The organism is Serratia marcescens, from assembly GCF_001902635.1.
Taxonomy (GTDB): domain Bacteria; phylum Pseudomonadota; class Gammaproteobacteria; order Enterobacterales; family Enterobacteriaceae; genus Serratia; species Serratia marcescens_F.
The window spans coordinates 20,478-38,888 of the sequence record NZ_MJAO01000014.1 but is presented as its reverse complement, the minus strand read 5'-3'; the positions used below and the strand labels follow the sequence as shown (position 1 = coordinate 38,888).

General features: G+C 58.5%; 24 protein-coding genes. 9 read left to right on the top strand and 15 right to left on the bottom strand.

The window, feature by feature from the left end:
* Positions 1 to 138 precede the first annotated feature (138 nt).
* Positions 139 to 741 carry a hypothetical protein gene (locus BHU62_RS15040; protein WP_073532720.1) on the top strand — a complete coding sequence of 201 codons (603 nt, stop codon included), beginning with the start codon at positions 139 to 141 and terminating at the stop codon, positions 739 to 741.
* Positions 742 to 843: 102 nt separating this feature from the next.
* Here the strand turns inward: BHU62_RS15040 and BHU62_RS15035 are convergent, their stop codons facing one another.
* From BHU62_RS15035 to purM, 4 genes are all read right to left on the bottom strand, one after another.
* Positions 844 to 1,059: a hypothetical protein gene (locus BHU62_RS15035; RefSeq protein WP_073532719.1), complete on the bottom strand. Its 216-nt coding sequence runs from the start codon at positions 1,057 to 1,059 to the stop codon at positions 844 to 846.
* A 202-nt stretch (positions 1,060 to 1,261) separates the two neighbouring features.
* Positions 1,262 to 1,813, bottom strand: coding sequence for a spermidine N1-acetyltransferase (speG, locus tag BHU62_RS15030; RefSeq protein ID WP_073532718.1), 552 nt, complete (start codon positions 1,811 to 1,813; stop codon positions 1,262 to 1,264).
* Positions 1,814 to 1,927: 114 nt separating this feature from the next.
* Positions 1,928 to 2,566 carry a phosphoribosylglycinamide formyltransferase gene (purN, locus tag BHU62_RS15025; protein ID WP_073532717.1) on the bottom strand — a complete coding sequence of 213 codons (639 nt, stop codon included), beginning with the start codon at positions 2,564 to 2,566 and terminating at the stop codon, positions 1,928 to 1,930.
* Complete coding sequence (gene purM / locus BHU62_RS15020) at positions 2,566 to 3,603, bottom strand: phosphoribosylformylglycinamidine cyclo-ligase (RefSeq protein WP_073532716.1); 1,038 nt, start codon at positions 3,601 to 3,603, stop codon at positions 2,566 to 2,568. Before purM ends, purN begins: the two co-directional genes overlap by 1 nt.
* Before the next feature lie 255 nt (positions 3,604 to 3,858).
* Here purM and upp point away from each other — a divergent pair, with 255 nt between their 5' ends.
* Both upp and uraA read left to right on the top strand, forming a co-directional pair.
* The gene (gene upp / locus BHU62_RS15015; RefSeq protein ID WP_088776057.1) at positions 3,859 to 4,485 is read left to right on the top strand and encodes a uracil phosphoribosyltransferase; all 627 of its coding nucleotides are present in this window, start codon (positions 3,859 to 3,861) and stop codon (positions 4,483 to 4,485) included.
* Between the two features lie 207 nt (positions 4,486 to 4,692).
* Entirely contained in the window at positions 4,693 to 5,982 is a 1,290-nt protein-coding gene (gene uraA, locus BHU62_RS15010; RefSeq protein ID WP_073532714.1) for a uracil permease, read from the top strand.
* 46 nt (positions 5,983 to 6,028) lie between these two features.
* Here the strand turns inward: uraA and BHU62_RS15005 are convergent, their stop codons facing one another.
* The 3 genes from BHU62_RS15005 to BHU62_RS25000 all read right to left on the bottom strand — a co-directional run bounded on the left by BHU62_RS15005 (position 6,029) and on the right by BHU62_RS25000 (position 7,182).
* Positions 6,029 to 6,277, bottom strand: coding sequence for a GlsB/YeaQ/YmgE family stress response membrane protein (locus BHU62_RS15005; protein ID WP_073532713.1), 249 nt, complete (start codon positions 6,275 to 6,277; stop codon positions 6,029 to 6,031).
* Between the two features lie 32 nt (positions 6,278 to 6,309).
* Entirely contained in the window at positions 6,310 to 6,825 is a 516-nt protein-coding gene (locus tag BHU62_RS15000; protein ID WP_073532712.1) for an E3 ubiquitin--protein ligase, read from the bottom strand.
* Between the two features lie 165 nt (positions 6,826 to 6,990).
* Positions 6,991 to 7,182, bottom strand: coding sequence for a hypothetical protein (locus tag BHU62_RS25000; RefSeq protein WP_139282289.1), 192 nt, complete (start codon positions 7,180 to 7,182; stop codon positions 6,991 to 6,993).
* Between BHU62_RS25000 and hda the strand changes: the two genes are divergently transcribed.
* On the top strand, positions 7,098 to 7,799 hold the full coding sequence (gene hda, locus BHU62_RS14995; protein WP_048325292.1) for a DnaA inactivator Hda: 702 nt from the start codon (positions 7,098 to 7,100) through the stop codon (positions 7,797 to 7,799). The two genes, BHU62_RS25000 and hda, sit on opposite strands and share 85 nt — an antisense overlap.
* 48 nt (positions 7,800 to 7,847) lie before the next feature.
* Here hda and arsC read toward each other — a convergent pair whose 3' ends face one another.
* Together arsC and BHU62_RS14985 are read right to left on the bottom strand one after the other, a co-directional pair.
* Positions 7,848 to 8,201: an arsenate reductase (glutaredoxin) gene (gene arsC / locus BHU62_RS14990; RefSeq protein WP_073532711.1), complete on the bottom strand. Its 354-nt coding sequence runs from the start codon at positions 8,199 to 8,201 to the stop codon at positions 7,848 to 7,850.
* Positions 8,202 to 8,221: 20 nt separating this feature from the next.
* Positions 8,222 to 9,691: a tetratricopeptide repeat protein gene (locus tag BHU62_RS14985; RefSeq protein WP_073532710.1), complete on the bottom strand. Its 1,470-nt coding sequence runs from the start codon at positions 9,689 to 9,691 to the stop codon at positions 8,222 to 8,224.
* A gap of 340 nt (positions 9,692 to 10,031) precedes the next feature.
* Here BHU62_RS14985 and BHU62_RS14980 point away from each other — a divergent pair, with 340 nt between their 5' ends.
* The gene (locus BHU62_RS14980; protein WP_004941666.1) at positions 10,032 to 10,571 is read left to right on the top strand and encodes an RrF2 family transcriptional regulator; all 540 of its coding nucleotides are present in this window, start codon (positions 10,032 to 10,034) and stop codon (positions 10,569 to 10,571) included.
* 161 nt (positions 10,572 to 10,732) lie between these two features.
* On the top strand, positions 10,733 to 11,941 hold the full coding sequence (locus BHU62_RS14975) for an NAD(P)/FAD-dependent oxidoreductase (RefSeq protein WP_073532709.1): 1,209 nt from the start codon (positions 10,733 to 10,735) through the stop codon (positions 11,939 to 11,941).
* 34 nt (positions 11,942 to 11,975) lie between these two features.
* Here the strand turns inward: BHU62_RS14975 and BHU62_RS14970 are convergent, their stop codons facing one another.
* Positions 11,976 to 12,437, bottom strand: a complete 462-nt coding sequence (locus BHU62_RS14970; RefSeq protein WP_033635506.1) for an Lrp/AsnC family transcriptional regulator — start codon at positions 12,435 to 12,437, stop codon at positions 11,976 to 11,978.
* Between the two features lie 195 nt (positions 12,438 to 12,632).
* Between BHU62_RS14970 and BHU62_RS14965 the strand changes: the two genes are divergently transcribed.
* Positions 12,633 to 13,250: a LysE family translocator gene (locus BHU62_RS14965; protein WP_073532708.1), complete on the top strand. Its 618-nt coding sequence runs from the start codon at positions 12,633 to 12,635 to the stop codon at positions 13,248 to 13,250.
* Positions 13,251 to 13,271: 21 nt separating this feature from the next.
* Here the strand turns inward: BHU62_RS14965 and BHU62_RS14960 are convergent, their stop codons facing one another.
* Positions 13,272 to 13,724: a GNAT family N-acetyltransferase gene (locus tag BHU62_RS14960; RefSeq protein WP_073532707.1), complete on the bottom strand. Its 453-nt coding sequence runs from the start codon at positions 13,722 to 13,724 to the stop codon at positions 13,272 to 13,274.
* 43 nt (positions 13,725 to 13,767) lie between these two features.
* The gene (locus BHU62_RS14955) at positions 13,768 to 14,370 is read right to left on the bottom strand and encodes a helix-turn-helix domain-containing protein (RefSeq protein ID WP_073532706.1); all 603 of its coding nucleotides are present in this window, start codon (positions 14,368 to 14,370) and stop codon (positions 13,768 to 13,770) included.
* Positions 14,371 to 14,413: 43 nt separating this feature from the next.
* On the opposite strand from BHU62_RS14955, the gene BHU62_RS14950 reads away from it, so the two are divergent.
* Positions 14,414 to 15,106: a B3/4 domain-containing protein gene (locus BHU62_RS14950; protein ID WP_073532705.1), complete on the top strand. Its 693-nt coding sequence runs from the start codon at positions 14,414 to 14,416 to the stop codon at positions 15,104 to 15,106.
* Positions 15,107 to 15,112: 6 nt separating this feature from the next.
* On the opposite strand, the gene BHU62_RS14945 is transcribed toward BHU62_RS14950, so the two are convergent.
* Positions 15,113 to 15,406 carry a hypothetical protein gene (locus BHU62_RS14945; RefSeq protein ID WP_236720679.1) on the bottom strand — a complete coding sequence of 98 codons (294 nt, stop codon included), beginning with the start codon at positions 15,404 to 15,406 and terminating at the stop codon, positions 15,113 to 15,115.
* Positions 15,407 to 16,181: 775 nt separating this feature from the next.
* On the opposite strand from BHU62_RS14945, the gene BHU62_RS14940 reads away from it, so the two are divergent.
* The gene (locus BHU62_RS14940) at positions 16,182 to 17,258 is read left to right on the top strand and encodes an AI-2E family transporter (protein WP_073532703.1); all 1,077 of its coding nucleotides are present in this window, start codon (positions 16,182 to 16,184) and stop codon (positions 17,256 to 17,258) included.
* Between the two features lie 44 nt (positions 17,259 to 17,302).
* On the opposite strand, the gene bcp is transcribed toward BHU62_RS14940, so the two are convergent.
* Both bcp and BHU62_RS14930 read right to left on the bottom strand, forming a co-directional pair.
* Complete coding sequence (bcp, locus tag BHU62_RS14935; RefSeq protein ID WP_064291279.1) at positions 17,303 to 17,767, bottom strand: thioredoxin-dependent thiol peroxidase; 465 nt, start codon at positions 17,765 to 17,767, stop codon at positions 17,303 to 17,305.
* A 2-nt stretch (positions 17,768 to 17,769) separates the two neighbouring features.
* Entirely contained in the window at positions 17,770 to 18,375 is a 606-nt protein-coding gene (locus BHU62_RS14930; protein WP_415915714.1) for a glycine cleavage system transcriptional repressor, read from the bottom strand.
* Positions 18,376 to 18,411 lie beyond the last annotated feature (36 nt).

Sequence of the window (18,411 nt, the reverse complement as noted above, 5' to 3'; positions counted from 1 at the left end):
AGGTATTCGACCAGAAGACGTCAAGTTTACCGATGCGTACAGAACTCGATTTGTATACCGAGATAAAGAGTTAAAAAATGATCATGTTATTGGCGCCTGCAAAAATTGTGAAAGCACATGGCCGAATGGAGTGAAAAAATGACTGACAACTTGCATCCTGGCTGGAAGCCTGAGTTTGGTATTATTTACACATGGTTTGGAATGGATAAAAATGGCAAAATAGGCGTTTTTGTTAATAATTGCTGGGGTGAAATACCTGACGTCATCTTAAATGATGGCGGAGCTGAAGGCATCCTAGATGCAATATCAGAATATGTGCATGAAGAATCAGATGTATTCACTAGTTTTCCACTTGACAAGAATGGTGATTTTGTTGTCGACATGTTTCCTGCTTGGACAGGTCCAAAAACGAAAGAGAAAGTAAAGCAGCTCTATAATGATTCTCTGAGTAAAACAAACCCATTAAGTTATGCAAACTTACCAGTAAATAAAGGGTTTTATATCTACTATGCTGTCGAAGGAAGTTTTCCAGGAGAAGATTACCCCGTCGGTTATGACGGCAATACCGAAATGGGAGATTACTACCGCTATCTGGTTCCTACGGTGTTCGGCAGTATTAATGACTTTCCTGATGAACTTAAATCTGGGATTGCAGTATCGGATACGATTGATTTCACTGTCGATAGATTGATAGCCAACAAGAGTATCAGTAAGCATTTCAAAACCATGTATGGACAGTAGTGTGATAGCTATCAACAAAATAGAAACCCGTGTCAGCGGGTTTCTATATATTATCAATAGGCTACTTCACAATATGGTTTAATGATATTGACTTATAAATCGTTAACGTCCCCGCCCCGAAACCCGCAACACCAGCCCCACCAGCAGCAACGCACCGCCCGAGGCATAGAGCGGGAACCAGCGCGTCCACCAGAGCGGGGAAAACAGCGGGGTGCTATTGGGATCTGCGGAGGCGTAGCCGCTATAGGTATTCAGGCCGGCGGCTATGGCGAGCATCGCCAGGCCGATAAAAAGCAGCAGGTTTGAGACGGTCGTCATGGCATTTTTCCTTTGTAGAGGCAGAGGGTAACTCTTACTATCACTATTAATTATTGTTCGATTAATTCTCTCGGCTAAATATTATTTATTTCCGAATTCATCAGGCTATTTTCTGGCGAAAAATAGCCTGCCTTAATACTAGTCACTTATTTTCCAATAAAAAACCCGCCTGTGCGGGTTTTCTCTTTTTTCTCGCTAAACGTCACTTCACCAGCGGTTTATCGCCCGGCGTTTTGAACTTCGCCAGATATTGTGGCTGGAAGATGCACATGCGCAGCACGGTGCGGTATTCGCCGCTGACGAAGAACTCGTCGATCAGTTCGCCTTCCACGTTGAAGCCCAGCTTGCTGTAGATGTGGATCGCCTTCGGGTTCTCCTTGTCGACGATCAGGTACAGCTTGTACAGGTTCAACACCGAGAAGCCGTAGTCCATCGCCAGACGGGCGGCGGTGCTGGCGTAGCCTTTGCCTTGGTGGGCGGGATCGATGATGATCTGAAATTCTGCGCGGCGGTGGATGTGGTCGATCTCCACCAACTCCACCAGGCCAACCTTGGCGCCTTCGTGCTCGATGATAAAGCGGCGTTCGCTCTGGTCGTGGATATGCTTGTCGTAGAGATCGGAAAGCTCGACAAAGGCTTCGTAGGGTTCTTCAAACCAATAGCGCATAACGCTGGCGTTGTTGTCCATCTGGTGGACGAACGTCAGATCGTCCCGTTCCAATGGGCGTAACCTGACGCTGGCAGTGCTGGACATGTGGGCTCCTCTGTACCGTGAAATTGTGCAGAGTATAACTTCAGCGAGTGGATGAGGGCGAAAAAAAACGGCGCCGCGCGGGCGCCGTTTAGGCAAGGTTCAGAGTGCACCGTGTCAGTCGGCGGCGTGGCCCTGCTCCGGCAGGCGCTCGCCGTCCAGCCAGGCGGCGCCTTCGCGCATCGCCAGGCGGCCGTCGACGAACCAGCTCACCACCAACGGATAGAGAGTGTGTTCCTGGGTTTGCACCCGCTCGATCACCTCATCCTCTTCGTCGCCGGGGAAAATCGGCACCTTGGCCTGCAAGATCACCGGGCCGCCGTCGAGTTGTTCGGTCACGAAGTGCACCGAGGTGCCGTGCTCGCTGTCGCCGTTGTCGATGGCCTGACGATGGGTATGCAGCCCCGGGTATTTCGGCAGCAGGGAAGGGTGGATGTTCAGCAGGCGGCCGGCATAGCGCTGCACGAATTGCGGGCTGAGGATGCGCATGTAGCCGGCCAGCACCACCAGATCGGGCTGGTATTGGTCGATGGCGTCCGCCAACGCGGCGTCGAACGCCGCGCGATCGGCGTAAGCCTTGGCATCCAGCGCCTGAGCGGCGATGCCCGCCGCCTCGGCGCGCTGAAGGCCGTAAGCCTGCGCCTTGTTGCTGAATACCGCCACGATCTCGGCGGCGATGCGGCCCTGCTGGCAGGCGTCAATCAGCGCCTGGAGATTGCTCCCCTGGCCGGAGACCAACACCACGATCTTTTTCATCAGTTGATGACCACTTGTTGTTCGTCGGAAGAGGCGGCCAGTTTACCGATTTTCCACGCTTTTTCACCCGCCGCGGTCAACAGCGCGATTGCAGCTTCCACTTCGGCTTCCGGCAGGGCGATGACCATGCCCACGCCGCAGTTGAAGGTGCGGTACATTTCATGACGGCTGACGTTACCGGCCTGCTGCAGCCAGGTGAACACCGCCGGCCACTGCCAGCTGGCTTCGTCGATCACCGCCTGCATGCCTTCCGGCAGCACGCGCGGAATATTTTCCCAGAAGCCGCCGCCGGTGAGGTGAGCGATGGCGTGGACGTCCGTCTTCTCAATCAGCTCCAGCACGGACTTCACGTAAATCTTGGTCGGCGCCAGCAGGTGGTCGGCCAGCGGTCTGCCTTCCAGCTGAGTGGCGGTCGGATCGGTGTTGCTCACTTCCAGGATTTTGCGCACCAGCGAGTAGCCGTTGGAGTGCGGGCCGGAAGCGCCCAGGGCGATCAGCGCGTCGCCGGATTGCACTTTGCTGCCGTCGATGATCTCGGATTTTTCGACCACGCCGACGCAGAAACCGGCCACGTCGTAGTCTTCGCCGTGGTACATGCCCGGCATTTCAGCGGTTTCGCCGCCTACCAGCGCACAGCCGGACTGTTTGCAGCCTTCGGCGATGCCGGTGATCACGCTGGTTGCGGTGTCCACATCCAGTTTGCCGGTGGCGTAGTAATCGAGGAAGAACAGCGGCTCGGCACCCTGAACCACCAGATCGTTGACGCACATCGCCACCAGATCGATGCCGATAGTGTCGTGGCGTTTCAGATCCATCGCCAGACGCAGCTTGGTGCCCACGCCGTCGGTACCGGAAACCAGCACCGGCTCGCGGTATTTCTGCGGCAACGCACACAGGGCGCCAAACCCGCCCAGACCGCCCATCACTTCCGGGCGACGGGTCTGTTTAACTACACCTTTGATGCGGTCTACCAATGCGTTGCCTGCATCGATATCGACACCTGCGTCTTTATAGCTGAGAGAGGTTTTGTCGGTCACTGCGCGATTCCCCACGACGGTTTGCGGTTTGAAAACTGTGCTTCCGATGTTGATTCCGGAATAAGGCGCGGCAATTCTAACAGCGCAGGCAAACGTTTGCGAGCGGCTTGTGAACCGGCTCCGCTTTTTCGTCATCTATACTGATATTCAAACTTTTGTTGATCCCGATCGGACTATTGTGGGTGGCGCGGCGAAAAAAAGGAGGTATAATCCCGCGATTTTTTTGGCCGCAACCACCTTAATAGGAGAAAAATGATGAAGATCGTTGAGGTGAAACACCCGCTGGTAAAACACAAGCTTGGCCTGATGCGCGAAAATGACATCAGCACCAAACGCTTCCGTGAGCTGGCCTCAGAAGTGGGTAGTTTACTGACCTATGAAGCGACCGCCGATCTGGAGACGGAAAAAGTCACCATCGAAGGTTGGTGCGGGCCGGTTGAAGTGGAGCAGATCAAAGGGAAGAAAATCACCGTGGTGCCGATCCTGCGCGCAGGCCTGGGCATGATGGAAGGGGTGCTGGAGCACGTGCCGAGCGCGCGTATCAGCGTCGTTGGCGTATACCGCGACGAAGAAACCCTGGAGCCGGTGCCGTACTTCCAGAAGCTGGTTTCCAACATCGAAGAGCGCATGGCGCTGGTCGTTGACCCAATGCTGGCTACCGGCGGTTCGATGATCGCCACTATCGATTTGCTGAAGAAAGCCGGCTGCCACAGCATCAAGGTGTTGGTACTGGTCGCGGCGCCGGAAGGCATCGCCGCGCTGGAGAAAGCGCACCCGGACGTTGAGCTGTACACCGCTTCCATCGATCAGTGCCTGAATGAGAAGGGCTACATCGTGCCAGGCCTGGGCGATGCGGGCGACAAGATATTTGGTACCAAGTAAACATTTAAGCCGACTTAACGAGTCGGCTTTTTTATGCTCTTCGTCTTTCAAGCTACAGCGTTGTTGGCTGCAGGCAATAACCCCAGTCACTTATTTGATATAAGCTCCTGGGGATTATTGCCCTGGCCGCCGAGCTGTAACTTGAAATCCATTGAGCATAGACAATTCAGTTTGCATAACGATTAATGACTCAGAGGAAAAGCACACATGACCCGTCGCGCCATCGGCGTCAGCGAGCGCCCGCCGCTGCTCCAGACCATTCCGCTCAGCTTCCAGCATCTGTTCGCCATGTTCGGCGCTACCGTGCTGGTGCCGATCCTGTTCAAGATCAACCCGGCGACCGTGCTGTTGTTCAACGGCATCGGTACGCTGCTGTATCTGTTCATCTGTAAAGGCAAGATCCCGGCTTACCTCGGCTCCAGCTTCGCGTTTATCTCGCCGGTGCTGCTGCTGTTGCCGCTCGGTTACGAAGTGGCGTTGGGCGGTTTCATCATGTGCGGTGTGTTGTTCTGCCTGGTGGCGCTGATCGTGAAAAAAGCCGGCACCGGCTGGCTGGACGTGATGTTCCCGCCGGCGGCGATGGGGGCGATCGTCGCCGTCATCGGCCTGGAGCTGGCAGGCGTGGCGGCCAATATGGCGGGGCTGTTGCCGGCGGAGGGCACCAGCGCCGACTCGACCACCATCACCATTTCGCTGGTGACGCTGACGGTCACGGTGCTCGGTTCTGTGCTGTTCCGCGGCTTCCTGGCGATTATCCCGATCCTGATCGGCGTGCTGGTGGGCTATGCGCTGTCGTTCTTCATGGGCGTGGTGGATTTGACCCCGATCCGCGAGGCACATTGGTTCGCGTTGCCGACTTTCTACACCCCGCGCTTTGAGTGGTTCGCCATCTTCACCATTCTGCCGGCGGCGCTGGTGGTGATTGCCGAGCATGTCGGCCACCTGGTGGTGACCGCCAACATCGTGAAGAAAGACCTGATCCGCGATCCGGGCCTGCACCGCTCGATGTTCGCCAACGGTATCTCGACGGTGTTTTCCGGCTTCTTCGGCTCCACGCCGAACACCACCTACGGCGAGAACATCGGCGTCATGGCCATCACCAAGGTCTACAGTACCTGGGTGATCGGCGGCGCGGCGGTGCTGGCGATCCTGTTGTCCTGCATCGGCAAATTGGCGGCGGCGATCCAGGCGGTGCCGGTGCCGGTGATGGGCGGTGTTTCCCTGCTGCTGTACGGTGTGATCGGCGCCTCGGGCATTCGCGTGTTGATCGAATCCAAGGTGGACTACAACAAGGCGCAAAACCTGATTCTGACCTCGGTGATCCTGATCATCGGCGTGAGCGGCGCCAAGGTGCATATCGGCGCGGCGGAGCTGAAAGGCATGGCGCTGGCCACCATCGTCGGTATCGGCTTGAGCCTGCTGTTCAAGGCGATCAGCCTGTTCCGCAAGGAAGAAGACGTGCTCGATGCGCCGGACGAAACGGCCGAGCAGAAGTAACGAAAAGGGCAGCCCAGGGGCTGCCCTTTTTACCTATGGCGAATGCTCAGCTGCGAATTTTGCGGTACACGAACAGCACTACGATGGCGCCGATCACGGCCACCACGAAGCTGCCGAAGTTGAAGCCGTCAACCTTGCCATAACCAAAGAAGGTGCTGATGTAGCCGCCGACCACAGCGCCGACGATCCCCAACACGATGGTCATGATAAAGCCGCCGCCATCTTTGCCCGGCATGATCCATTTAGCCAGAATACCGGCGATCAGGCCGAAGATAATCCAGGAAATAATCCCCATTTGCTGTACCTCTCTTGGTGGCTGAGTATGGCTTACTGCTGGGTGGCCGGCTGCGTATCGCCGTTCACCGCCGCATCGGTCTCTTGTTTCAACGCGTGCGCTTGGTTTTCCGCGCTGTTCTTGATGGTTTCGGTCTTCGCCTTGGCCTGTTCGGTCAGATCGTTGGCGCCGTTGATGGCGTCATTTTTGATGGCCTTGGCCTGATCCACCCACTGCCGGCTCTGTTTACCGGCGTCCTCTTTGAGCGCGGCGGCCTTGGCTTTGGCGTCGTTGGTGATGGCGTCCGCCTGCTTGGCCGCTTCGTCTTTGATCGCGGAGGCTTTGTCCTTCAACTGATCTGCCTGCGCGGCGGCCTCTTTTTTGATTTCATCCGCCGCGGCTTTCGCTTTGTCCGTCAAATCGTCCGCTTTTTTCTGGGCGGCGTCTTTCATTTGTTCTGCACTGTCTTTGGCCTTATCCAGCTTGGCATCAACCTTGGACGAGTCATCGCAACCGGCAACCAACAATCCGATAAAGGAAGCCAACAGCACTTTATTCCATACTTTCATCGTCTATATCCTTGCAGAAACCTTGTTGATAGTGATTGCGTTTTGCCTACTTATACTAGGTCAGATTTGGCTTAAATGACAAATTTCGCCAGCCTAGGCAGGGGGTTAGAGCGTAATATCGGATTATTCTGGCCGTAGGGTTCGGTGTAGCCGATCAAGCGACGTTTAGGCATTGTTCACTATTGCGGCATAAGATCCTGCCGGTTCAACAGCGCCCGTTTTCTGTGTTAAACTGCCCGCGTTTTTCTGCCAGTTTTGGTTGAGGTGCTTCTCTGAATACGCCGGCACAGCTTTCACTGCCACTTTATCTTCCCGATGATGAAACTTTCGCCAGTTTTTATCCGGGCGAGAACCCATCCCTATTAGCCGCGATCCAATCCGCCGTCCGACAGGAACATGGCAGCTACATCTATTTTTGGTCGCGTGAAGGCGGCGGGCGCAGCCATCTGCTGCATGCGGCCTGCGCCGAGCTTTCGCAGCAGGGGGAAGCGGTAGGCTATGTGCCGCTCGACAAGCGCGCCTACTTTGTGCCTGAAGTGCTGGACGGTATGGAGCAGCTGGCGCTGGTCTGCATCGACAATATCGAATGCATCGCCGGTGACGAAGAGTGGGAGATGGCGATCTTCAACCTCTATAACCGCATTCTGGAAACCGGTCGCACCCGGTTGTTCATCACCGGGGATCGCCCGCCACGTCAGTTGAATCTGCGTTTACCGGATTTGGCTTCGCGTCTGGACTGGGGGCAGATCTACAAGCTGCAACCGTTGTCGGATGAAGAGAAACTGTTGGCGCTGCAGCTGCGCGGCAAACTGCGCGGCTTCGAGCTGCCGGAAGACGTGGGCCGTTTCCTGTTGAAACGGTTGGATCGCGAGATGCGCACGCTGTTTATGACCCTTGATCAGCTCGATCGCGCCTCGATCACCGCCCAGCGCAAGCTGACCATCCCGTTTGTTAAAGAGATCCTGGGGCTGTAGCGGCTACCGCAAAAGAAAGGGCGCGACAGTCCGCGCCCGAATTCGAATTTACAAAATCTCCAGCACCTGCTCCGGCGGCCGGCCGATACGCGCCTTGCTGCCTTTCACCACGATCGGGCGTTCGATCAGTTTCGGGTTCGCCGTCATCGCCGCCAGCAGCTGTTCTTCGCTCAGGTTGTCGTCCGCCAGCTTCAATTCCTTGTACAGGTCTTCTTTTTTGCGCATCAGATCGCGCGCGGATGTGAAGCCTAATTCTTTCAACAGCTTTTTCAGCTCATCGGCCGACGGGGGCGTTTCAAGGTACAACACCACCTGGGGTTCGACACCGTGCTGCTCCAGCAGCGCCAGGGTTTCACGGCTCTTGGAGCAGCGTGGATTGTGGTAAATCGTGACGTTTTTCATGGCGTTCATTCCTTGTTGAATCAGCTGCGCTGGTATTGGCGGAAGCGCTGTTGCAGTTGGCGCAGCTGGTCGATGCGCGCATCGTAGCGCGCTTGTTTCAGGCTGCCGAGTTTTTGCAGCGAGCTGGCGTTGCTGAGCAGGCCGATGGCCTGATCGAGCCGGCCGGTCAGCGCCAGGCTTTCGGCGCGGGCTGACAGCTCTTCATCGCGCAACCCTTGGGCGGCGCTGGCCTGCGCCAGCAGATCCCAACCGTTCGGATCGTCCGGATGGGCAAAGGTGTAGCGGTTCAGGATCTTCGATGCCTGCGTCGGTTGGTTGCCCTCGACATAGGCGTTGGCCAGATTGAGCTGCAGCACTGGGTTGTTGTTCTGGGCGGCGTTGGCCGCCTGCAGACGCGCGATGGCCTGCGGCGCGCGTTTCTGGCCGAGATCGATGTCGGTCATCAGATCGATCAGCCAGACGTTTTTCGCATCCTGCGCCAGCATCGGCTGGATGATATTGCGCGCGTCGTCATACTTTTTCGCTTCATAGAACAGGATGGCGCGGCCGTATTTGGCGGCCGCCTGTTCGCGCACGTTGCCCTTGCTGAGCGAACCGAGCAGCTCTTCGTTTAGGCCATAGCCTTCCGAGCTGTACATGCCCAGTGCGCGCACCTTGGCCATCAGATAATCCTGCGAGGATTGCACGATGTGTTTCGGCATTTGGTTGGCGCGGTTGCGCGCGTCGGAAAGGCGGCTGTCCGGCAACGGGTGGGTCAGCAGCATTTCCGGCGGTTTGGAGGCGTAGCGCGACTGATCGGAGAGCTTCTGTAGGAAATCGGGCATCGCTTCCGGATCGAAACCGGCGCGTTGCAGCACCTGAATGCCGATGCGGTCGGCTTCCTGTTCGTTCGACTGGGTAAAGCTGATCATGCCCTGCTGGGTGCCGGCCAGGGTGCCGCTCAGCGCCGCCATGCCCATGGTCGGGTTGGCCATCGCCAGCAGGATCGAGCCGAGTGCGCCCACCCAGGTCAACGGGGCGTTGCGCTGTTGATCTTCCATTGCGCGCGCCAGGTGGCGCTGGGTGACGTGCGAGATCTCGTGCGCCAGCACCGAAGCCAGCTGGCTTTCGTTGTCGCTGACGCGGAACAGCGCGGAGTGCAGCACCACGTTGCCGCCGAAGAAGGCGAAGGCGTTGATCTCGTCGTTGCGCACCAGATAGAAATGGAACGGCGTGCGCACCGAATAAGCGCTGGCCACCAGCCGGTTGCCCAGTTGGTTGATGTACTGGCTCAGCAGCGGATCGTTGATCAGCGGGGCGCTGGCGCGCAGTTGGCGCACGTAGAAATCGCCCATCGCCAGTTCTTGTCCGATGCTCAGGGTGCCGCCGGCGGAGGTGCCCATATCCGGCAACTGGTCCTGGCTTTCCGCCTGTGCTGGTGCCAGGGCGGTGGCGTTCAGCGTGCCGAGCAGCAGCACCGCTAACGCGGTTTTGGTCAACCGGTTGGTCATAGTCAGGCGTTTCCCTTAAATAATCATTTCTAAGACGTCAGCAGCAGACAAGAGTTCTTTATTCCCACGGCGCAATCCGCGCGAAAGTGCGGCGGCTCACAAACCGCGGCGGCAGCACCCATCACATCATAGTCAGCCGCAGGCGACAAGGAAACGTTAGCCGGGCGCGAATCGGGCAAAAAAGTTTTATTTTTCATTTTGAAGGGCGCTTTCTACGTCGCCGGCGGCGTGCATTGTCAATAAAACACGGACAAAGTTGATCCGTGTTTTATTGACAAGATAAACGCAGACTCATATAGTCTGCGTTATTGAAGGTTCATTGACGGTAGAAAACGGACACATGGCGTACATCACAACCAGCGTTGAATATGGCATCCACTGCCTGCTGTGGCTGGTCGGCGATAACCAGCGCGCGCTCAGCAGCCGCGAACTCGCTGAGTTGCAGGGCATCTCCCCCAGCTTTCTGGCCAAGATTTTCCCCAAGCTGGAAAAAGCGGGCATCGTCGCCGCCAGCGAAGGGGTGCGCGGCGGCTACCGGTTGGCCCGTCCGGCGGACGAGATCAGCTTCCTCGAGATTATCGATGCCATCGAAGGGCATAAGCCGCTGTTCGATTGCCAGGAGGTGCGCGGGCGCTGCGCGGTGTTCGATGATTCCCCGCCGGATTGGGCGGTCTCCGGCAAATGTGCTATCCATGCGGTGATGCTGCAGGCGGAGAAAGCGATGCGCGACGCGCTGGCGGCGCAGACCCTCGGCGCCGTCGCCGCCCGCTTTGGCCGCAAAGCGCCGCAGGGCTTCTTCGGTGAGGTCAACCTCTGGCTCGACGAGCGCATGACGGAACGCACCGCGCGCAGCGGCAAAACGGCGCGCGCCAAAACCTAACCACCACCTTTCCTTAAAGCCAAACACACTTTTTTCCCGCCTCTTCGGAAGGGGCGGGCGGGCCTTCTGCACCCTGCTACGGGAGCGGAACGGCATCGTTCATCCGAAAAAACTGCGGGCAGCCTTATCGCCCGGTTAACCCTGTATGAAGGAGTCATCCCATGACGCAGAAAATAGTGATTGCCGGTTCCGGTTTTGCCGGTTTTTGGGCCGCCGTGTCCGCCATGCGCGCCATTACCCTCGCCGGTAAGCATGACGATATCGAGGTGCTCATGGTCTCGCCGACGCCAACGGTCACCATCCGGCCGCGCCTGTATGAAGCGGTGCTGGAAAATATGAATCCGGATATTTCCGCGCAGCTCACCGCCGTCGGCGTGGGCCACCTGGCCGGGGCGGTAGAGCGCATCGATGCCGCCGCCAAAACGCTCACGGTGGCGCAGGCGACGGGGGGATCCCTTGAGCTGGTCTACGACCGCCTGGTGTGGGCCACCGGCAGTCGGCTCTCCGTGCCTGCGGTGCCGGGCTTTGCCGAATACGGCTTCAACGTCGATACGCTGGCAAGCGCGCAGCGTTTGGATGCCCATATCAAAGCGCTGGCGGCCAAACCGTCGACGCCGGCGCGCAACACCGCCGTGGTGGTGGGAGCGGGGCTAACCGGGCTGGAGAGCGCGGCGGAGATGCCGCAGCGGCTGCGGGATGCGCTGGGCAAAGACGAGAACGTGCGCGTGGTGATCGTCGATAGCGCGCCGGAAGTGGGTGCCGGAATGGGCGCGGAGCCGGGGGCGGTGATTCGCCAGGCGCTGGCGGAGTGTGGCGTGGAAGCGCGAGCCGGCCTGCGCGTCTCGGCTATCGACGCTGAGGGGGTGATGCTGTCGAACGGTGAGCGCATCGCCGCCAACACGGTGATCCTGGCGGCGGGCGTGCGAGCGCATCCGCTGACCGAGCAGATCCCCGGCGAGCGCGACGGCAGCGGCCGGGTGATCGGCGATGCCTTCCTGCACGCGCCGGCGGCGGCGGGCATTTTTGTGACCGGCGATACGGTGAAGGCGGCGACCGACGATCTCGGCAACCACAACCTGATGACCTGCCAGCATGCGATGAGCCTTGGCCGCGTGGCCGGCCACAATGCGGCGGCGGAGCTGGCGGGGTTGCCGACGCACCCGTACAGCCAGCCGAAGTATGTGACCTGCCTGGACCTGGGGCCCTGGGGCGCGCTGTATACCGAAGGTTGGGAACGCCAGGTGCGCTTTACCCGTCAGGAAGGCAAAAAGATTAAGCAGGAGATCAACACGCAGTGGATTTACCCACCGGCGGCGGATCGCGAGGCGCTGTTCGCCGTCGCCAATCCGGATTTCGTGATTGTGCCTTAAGGAAGTCAAAACGGGAGCGGCAACGCTCCCGTCGTCATTTGCCCAGCGGCAGGAACGAACGCTCCGGCACCACGGTTTTCATCACCAGCGTGGAGCTCAGGCGCTGCACGCCCGGCAGGGCGGAGAGTTTCTCGTCGTAAAGCTGTTGGAAAGCGGGCAGATCGCGGGCGATTACGTGCAGCAGATAGTCGGGATCGCCAAACAGCCGCTGCGCCTGCACCACCTGTGGAATGTCCATCATGGCGTTTTCGAAGGTTTCAACGGCGCGGCGATCGCCTTCGCGCATGGTGACGAACACCAGGGCGGAAAAGTTATAGCCCAGGCTGCCGGGATCGAGCTGGGCGCGGTAACCCCTGATCACCCCGGATTCCTCCAGCGCACGCACCCGGCGGTGGCAGGGGGAGACGCTCAACCCGATCCGCTCGGCCAGCTCGGTCACCGACAAACGCCCGTCCGCCTGCAGTTCAGCAAGAATCTTGCGATCAATCTTATCCATTTGGAAGAATTTCCCCACTTATGCCGATTTCAGGCAAGTAATTGAAAGCACATTTTAACGCCTTGAGGATATTCTTGCCATCTGTTGAACGGTTTCGACGGCCGCCGCGGCAGGCGGGCGGCCGTTCTTCTTCCACGAGGAAAGCGCAATGATGTTTTGTTCGGTGCAGCGCAGTGCGTCTGGGAGGGCGTCGGCATGACGCTCGCTCTGTTCGCCGCTTTTTGGGCGGTGTCGATTTTGTTGGTGATCACACCGGGTATGGATTGGGCTTATGTGATCTCGGCGGGCATTCGCGGCAGGGTGGTGGTGCCCGCCGTCGCCGGTTTGCTGTTCGGCCACTTGCTGATGATCGCGATCGTGGTGGCGGGCGTGGGTGCGCTGCTGGTCGGCAACCCGCTGGCGTTGACGGCGCTCACCTTACTGGGGGCGGCTTACCTGCTGTGGATCGGTTTCAATATGTTGTTGCACCCGCCGGTGCCCGGTGCCGGTGAGGATCAGCGCTCCGATTCCTGGTTGCGTTGGGCCGGCAAGGGCGTGTGCGTCAGCGGGCTGAACCCCAAGGTGTTTCTGCTGTTTCTGGCGCTGCTGCCGCAGTTTACCGACGCCCGGGCCGAATGGTCGGTGCCGATGCAGATGCTGGCGCTGGGCGCCGTGCATTTGATCAGCTGTGGCCTGGTATATCTACTGGTGGGATTCGGTTCGCAGTCGGTGCTGCGTACGCGCCCGCAGGCCGCGAAGATGGTGGGGCGCATCTCCGGCGTGGCGATGATCGTCATCGCCCTCGGGCTACTGGCCGAGCAGGCGCTGAAATAGCGGTTGGGCTGTGGAAAAATGCTACCGCCGGTAGATGTCTGGCCGGGCGATCTGCCAGACAAAGTCGGGGCTGTTGATGGCGGTGTAGCCCACTTTTTCGTAGAGCCAGGGCGCGGTGCTGGTGACCAGCATGATTCTCCGTAGCGTCGCCATCAGCGGATGGGCCTGGCAACACTCTGCCAGCCACAGGCCCAGCCCGCTTTTTTGATACGCCTCCAGCACGTAAACGTCGCACAGATAGCCGAAGGTGGCGTAGTCGGTAACCAGACGGGCGAAACCGATTTGCCTGGCGTCGTGATACAAACCGAAGCACAGGCTGTGGGCGAGGGACTGGCGGACAGTCTCTTTGTCGATCCCCTCCGCCCATGACGAGCGGGTCAGAAACGCATGGATGGCATCAAGATCCAGCTGGGCGGGATCGGTACTGACGAGATAATCTGCACGCTGCCAGACCAATGGGGAAGGCGTCGTCATGGTGTTTCTGCTCCTGTTTCAGTGGTTAATTCAGGGCCACCGCTCAGGCGTGCAGTTCGGCGACCGTCATGGTGAAAATCAGCGTATCTTCGCTCTCGTTGGCGTAACGGTGCGGGCCGTCCGTTCTGGCGACCGCCGAACAGCCTGGTGTAATCCTGAGTTCGGTATTCTCGACGACAACGCTCAAGGTGCCTCGCTCGACGTGCAGCAGCTCGAAAGTGCCCGCCGGATGACCGGCCGACTCATAGGCTTCCCCCGGCGGCATTTCCCAGCGCCAAAGTTCTATCATGTTCGGGCCGCGGGTGCCAGCCAGCAGACGGGCCGAACCGCCGCGTTCGCCGCGCCACAGCGTGGGGATCTCTTGGCTTTCAATCAAATAGGCGGCGGGCGCGCTGGTGACGTTGACGATATCCGCCACCGACAAGCCCAGCGCCGCCGCGAGTTTACACAGAATGGCGATGCTGGGATTGGCGGCACCTTTTTCGATCTCCACCAGCATGCCCTTACTGACGCCGGCCCGGCGCGACAGCTCGTCCAGCGACAGCTTTTGGCTTTTTCGCTGTTGTTTGATGCGGCGTGACACCGCTTCGCTGACGGTTTGCACGTCTGCGCCGAACTCGATCGGCCTGTTGACTTTTTCTTTCATCGGTCAATATCATGTAATAAAACGGTCATTATAGGATTATCCAATGATTTTAGTCGTTCCGTCAATCGACCCGGCCGTCGCCGCGTTGGCCCCCGGCTTCAGGGCGTTAAGCATCAGCGTGACCGCAGCTCCCATGATGAATCCGGGCATAGGGGAGCAGGCATTGGCGCAAGCCTGCCGGCGCCTCGGCGTGGAAGATGCGCCTTGGGCCGAAGCGCACCTCGCGGCCTGGAGCGAGCTGTTCACGCAATTTGGCGCCAAACCGAAGCGGACGCCCTGTTCCGCCGAGGCCTTGCGCAAGCGCGCGCTGCGCGACGGTGCGATGCCCAGTATCGATCCGGTGGTCGATCTCTACAACGCTGTCAGTATCCGTTATGCGGTGCCGGTGGGGGGCGAAAATATTGCGGCTTATGTCGGTGAGCCGCGGTTGATCGTCGCCGATGGCAGCGAGCTGTTTGACACCGTTAAGGACGGGGCGGTGGTCCACGAGGCGCCGGAGGCGGGAGAGGTGGTTTGGCGCGACGATAGCGGCGTGACCTGCCGCCGCTGGAACTGGCGTCAGGGCGTCAGAACCCGCTTGAGCGCCGAAGCCGAGCGGATGTGGTTTATCCTGGAGAGCCTGCCGGCGATGCCGTTGTCGGCCCTGCATGCGGCGGGTGACGAACTGATCGCCGGTTTACGGCAAATGATGCCCGGCATAACGGTAGAGAAACGGCTTATCGGCTGCGCGTCGTAAAGGGCGTCAGCACTGGCGGCGGACTAAACCGGTGATCAAATCCAGCGCGTCGTCCGCCGCTGCGACTTCACTCTCGCTGAGTGCTCGCCGCTCGATGAAGCTTTCGATGGCCTCCAGCAAGGAGAAGACGCTGATTTCGTCCCCGACCTTCACGATTTCGCAGACGCCCCGCCCAATCGCCTGGCAGATCGCTTCATCAAACTCAAACGGCTTTTTGTACATCTCTCCCCCTACGACGTTTGGGACTACGCCGACCATGCTACCGGTTTTTGTGCGGCGGCTGTCTGACGAAAATCTCATTTCTTCTCGTTGATGCTGAGCGGCTGGCACTCGGGTTTATTGGGGAAAATCTGATTTCCTTAAGGTGGTCAGATTTCCCTTGTGGCTGCCGTGACGGCGCGGTATTGTCGCCAAATGACGACAATATCGCTTCATTGTCCACATAAAAATTTCATGACGTTATCATCCCTTAATCCCGCTGCCGTGCGGGATTTTTTTATGAGGTTTATCTCAAAGTGCGGAGAACCTCGGCGCGATCGCTTGCCATGCTCTGGGAATAATCCTAGCTTGAAATAGTCATTTAGGGTTAGCAATCCCTCATGACCTCCTTGTAATACTTGATGCACCAGAACGTTTTCTCCCCCGCCCAGGCGGGGGTTTTTAATGGGATGCATCGGAAAAGGCCGTCAACGCGAGAGAACCGTCAGAGTTCGCGGCAATAATCAGCTTAAGCACCAAGGGTTAGGACCATGAAAAGTGATCTGGCGGCGGCGATCGCGATCGGCTGTGTGTTGTTATTTGCACTGGCGGTCTGTACGCCTCTCTCCATCAGCACCTCGCTGTAATCTTCCACGGCCCCGGACGGGGCCGATCACCCCGCCTGACACGGCGTTTGCGGGTTTTTGCGACGATCGCCCGCCGGCGCGATAAAATCAGCCAAATCGCTGTTGATGTATGGCGAACTTTGAGTACTCTGAGAGCTTTGCACCCCCCGCGTGCGCCCGTTCTATGCTTTAATCAGGCCCATCACAGGAATCGCCATGCCCGCCCGTCAAACCTCGAGGAGCCCGCTCTGATGCTGGAGATGTTATTACAGTGGTACCGCCGCCGTTTCACCGATCCGCAGGCTATCGCGCTGCTGGTGATCCTGGTCGCCGGCTTCCTCATTCTCTATTTTCTGCACGGCATTCTGACCCCGCTGTTGGTCGCCATCGTATTGGCGTATCTGCTGGAGTGGCCGACCGCGCGCCTGCAGCGCATTGGTTGTTCGCGTACCTGGGCGGCGAGCATCATGCTGCTGGTGTTCGCGGGCGTCGCCATGCTGCTGGTGTTCGTCGTGGCGCCGACTGCCTGGCAGCAGGGCATCAATTTGATGAGCGATCTGCCGGGCATGCTCAACCAGTTCTATAACTTCGCCGCGACGCTGCCGAAGCGTTACCCGGCGCTGGTGGATGCCGGCATCATCGACATGATGGCGGAAAACCTGCGCAGCCGGCTGTCCGGCATGGGCGAATCGGTGGTGAAATTCTCGCTGGCGTCGCTGGTCGGCCTATTGACGCTGGCTATCTACCTGATTCTGGTGCCGATGATGATGTTCTTCCTGTTGAAAGACAAAGAACAGCTGCTGAACGCGGTGCGCCGCGTGCTGCCGCGCAATCGCGGCCTGGCGGGGCAGGTCTGGAACGAGATGAATCAGCAGATCACCAACTATATCCGCGGCAAGGTGCTGGAGATGGTGATTGTCGGCGCGGCGACCTACCTGGTGTTCGCCGTGTTGGACATGCGCTACTCGCTGCTGTTGGCGGTGCTGGTGGGTTTCTCGGTGCTGATCCCCTATATCGGCGCGGTGCTGGTCACCATACCGGTGGTGGTGGTGGCGCTGTTCCAATGGGGCGTCGGCGCCGATTTTTGGACGCTGATCGTCGCCTATCTGGTGGTGCAGGGGCTGGACGGCAACCTGCTGGTGCCCATCTTGTTCTCCGAGGCGGTCAACCTGCATCCGCTGGTGATTATCCTGTCGGTGATCGTGTTCGGTGGGATGTGGGGCTTCTGGGGCGTGTTTTTCGCCATACCGCTGGCGACCCTGGTGAAGGCGGTGATCCACGCCTGGCCGGATGAACTGCGGGTGGATGCGGAAGACAAGACCGGCTGAATGGGGAGAAACGAAGCGCAGCGGGCCGCTGCGCTTCGTGAGCATTACTGCTGCAGGTAGCTCAGAACGATGTCGTGGTGATTGGTGGTTTTGAAATCATCAAACACTTTTTCAATCTTGCCTTTGGCGTCGATCAGGAAGCTGATGCGGTGGATGCCGTCGTAGGTCTTGCCCATGAAGGTTTTCTCGCCCCACACGCCAAACTGTTGTGACACCTGATGATCTTCATCAGACAACAGCGTGAAGTTGAGCAGCTCCTTTTCGGCGAAGCGCGACAGTTTTTCCGGTTTGTCGGTGCTGATGCCCAGCACTTCGACGCCGACCTTTTTCAACTCGTCCATGTTGTCCCGCAGGCCGCAGGCTTGCACGGTGCAGCCCGGTGTCATCGCCTTCGGATAAAAATAAACCAATACTCGCTGTCCCTGGAAGTCGGCCAAATTAATTTCCTCACCGTCCTGGTCAGGCAAACTAAATTTCGGCGCTGTGTCACCGGCTTTCAATGGGCTCATCACTACTCTCCATCTTTCTCATCATGCTGTGGATAGTTCACCACGCTAATACTGCCTTGCGCGTTCAATTCTGTACATAGGCGATGGAAGGCTTGCTCAATATTTGAGGCGTCCCGATCGCCGGAGCTGTGGGCGGTGATTTGGATATACAGCTGCGGCGGCAGGTCGCCGTCCGCCGGCTGCGTGCGTGAGACCAGTTCGGCGATATTCATCTGGCTGGCGTCGAACAGATCGGTAAAACGTTCGATGATGTGCGGCGAGTCCTTCACGTCGACTTGCACCCACACCGTGGCCGGCATCGGTGGCCTTTCGTGCGAGTTTGTGCGCTTCATCACGATCAGCAGATCCAGCTCCGCACCTTTTTGCGGCAGGGTGGATTCGATCAGGGTAATGGCGTTCCAGCTGCCGGACAGCAGCATGATGAACGTGAACTCCTCCCCCAGCATGGCCAGACGGCTATCTTCGATATTGCATCCGCAACTGCTGACGTGGCGGGTGATGGTATTGACGATTCCGGGGCGGTCGGCGCCGAGCGCGGTAATCACGAGATAGTGTTCGTCTGACTGAGGCAAAATGGCGCTTCCTGTCGTGCTCAATGGGGTTACCATGGTAAACATAAAAAAAACCGCCTGCCAAGCGCTTAC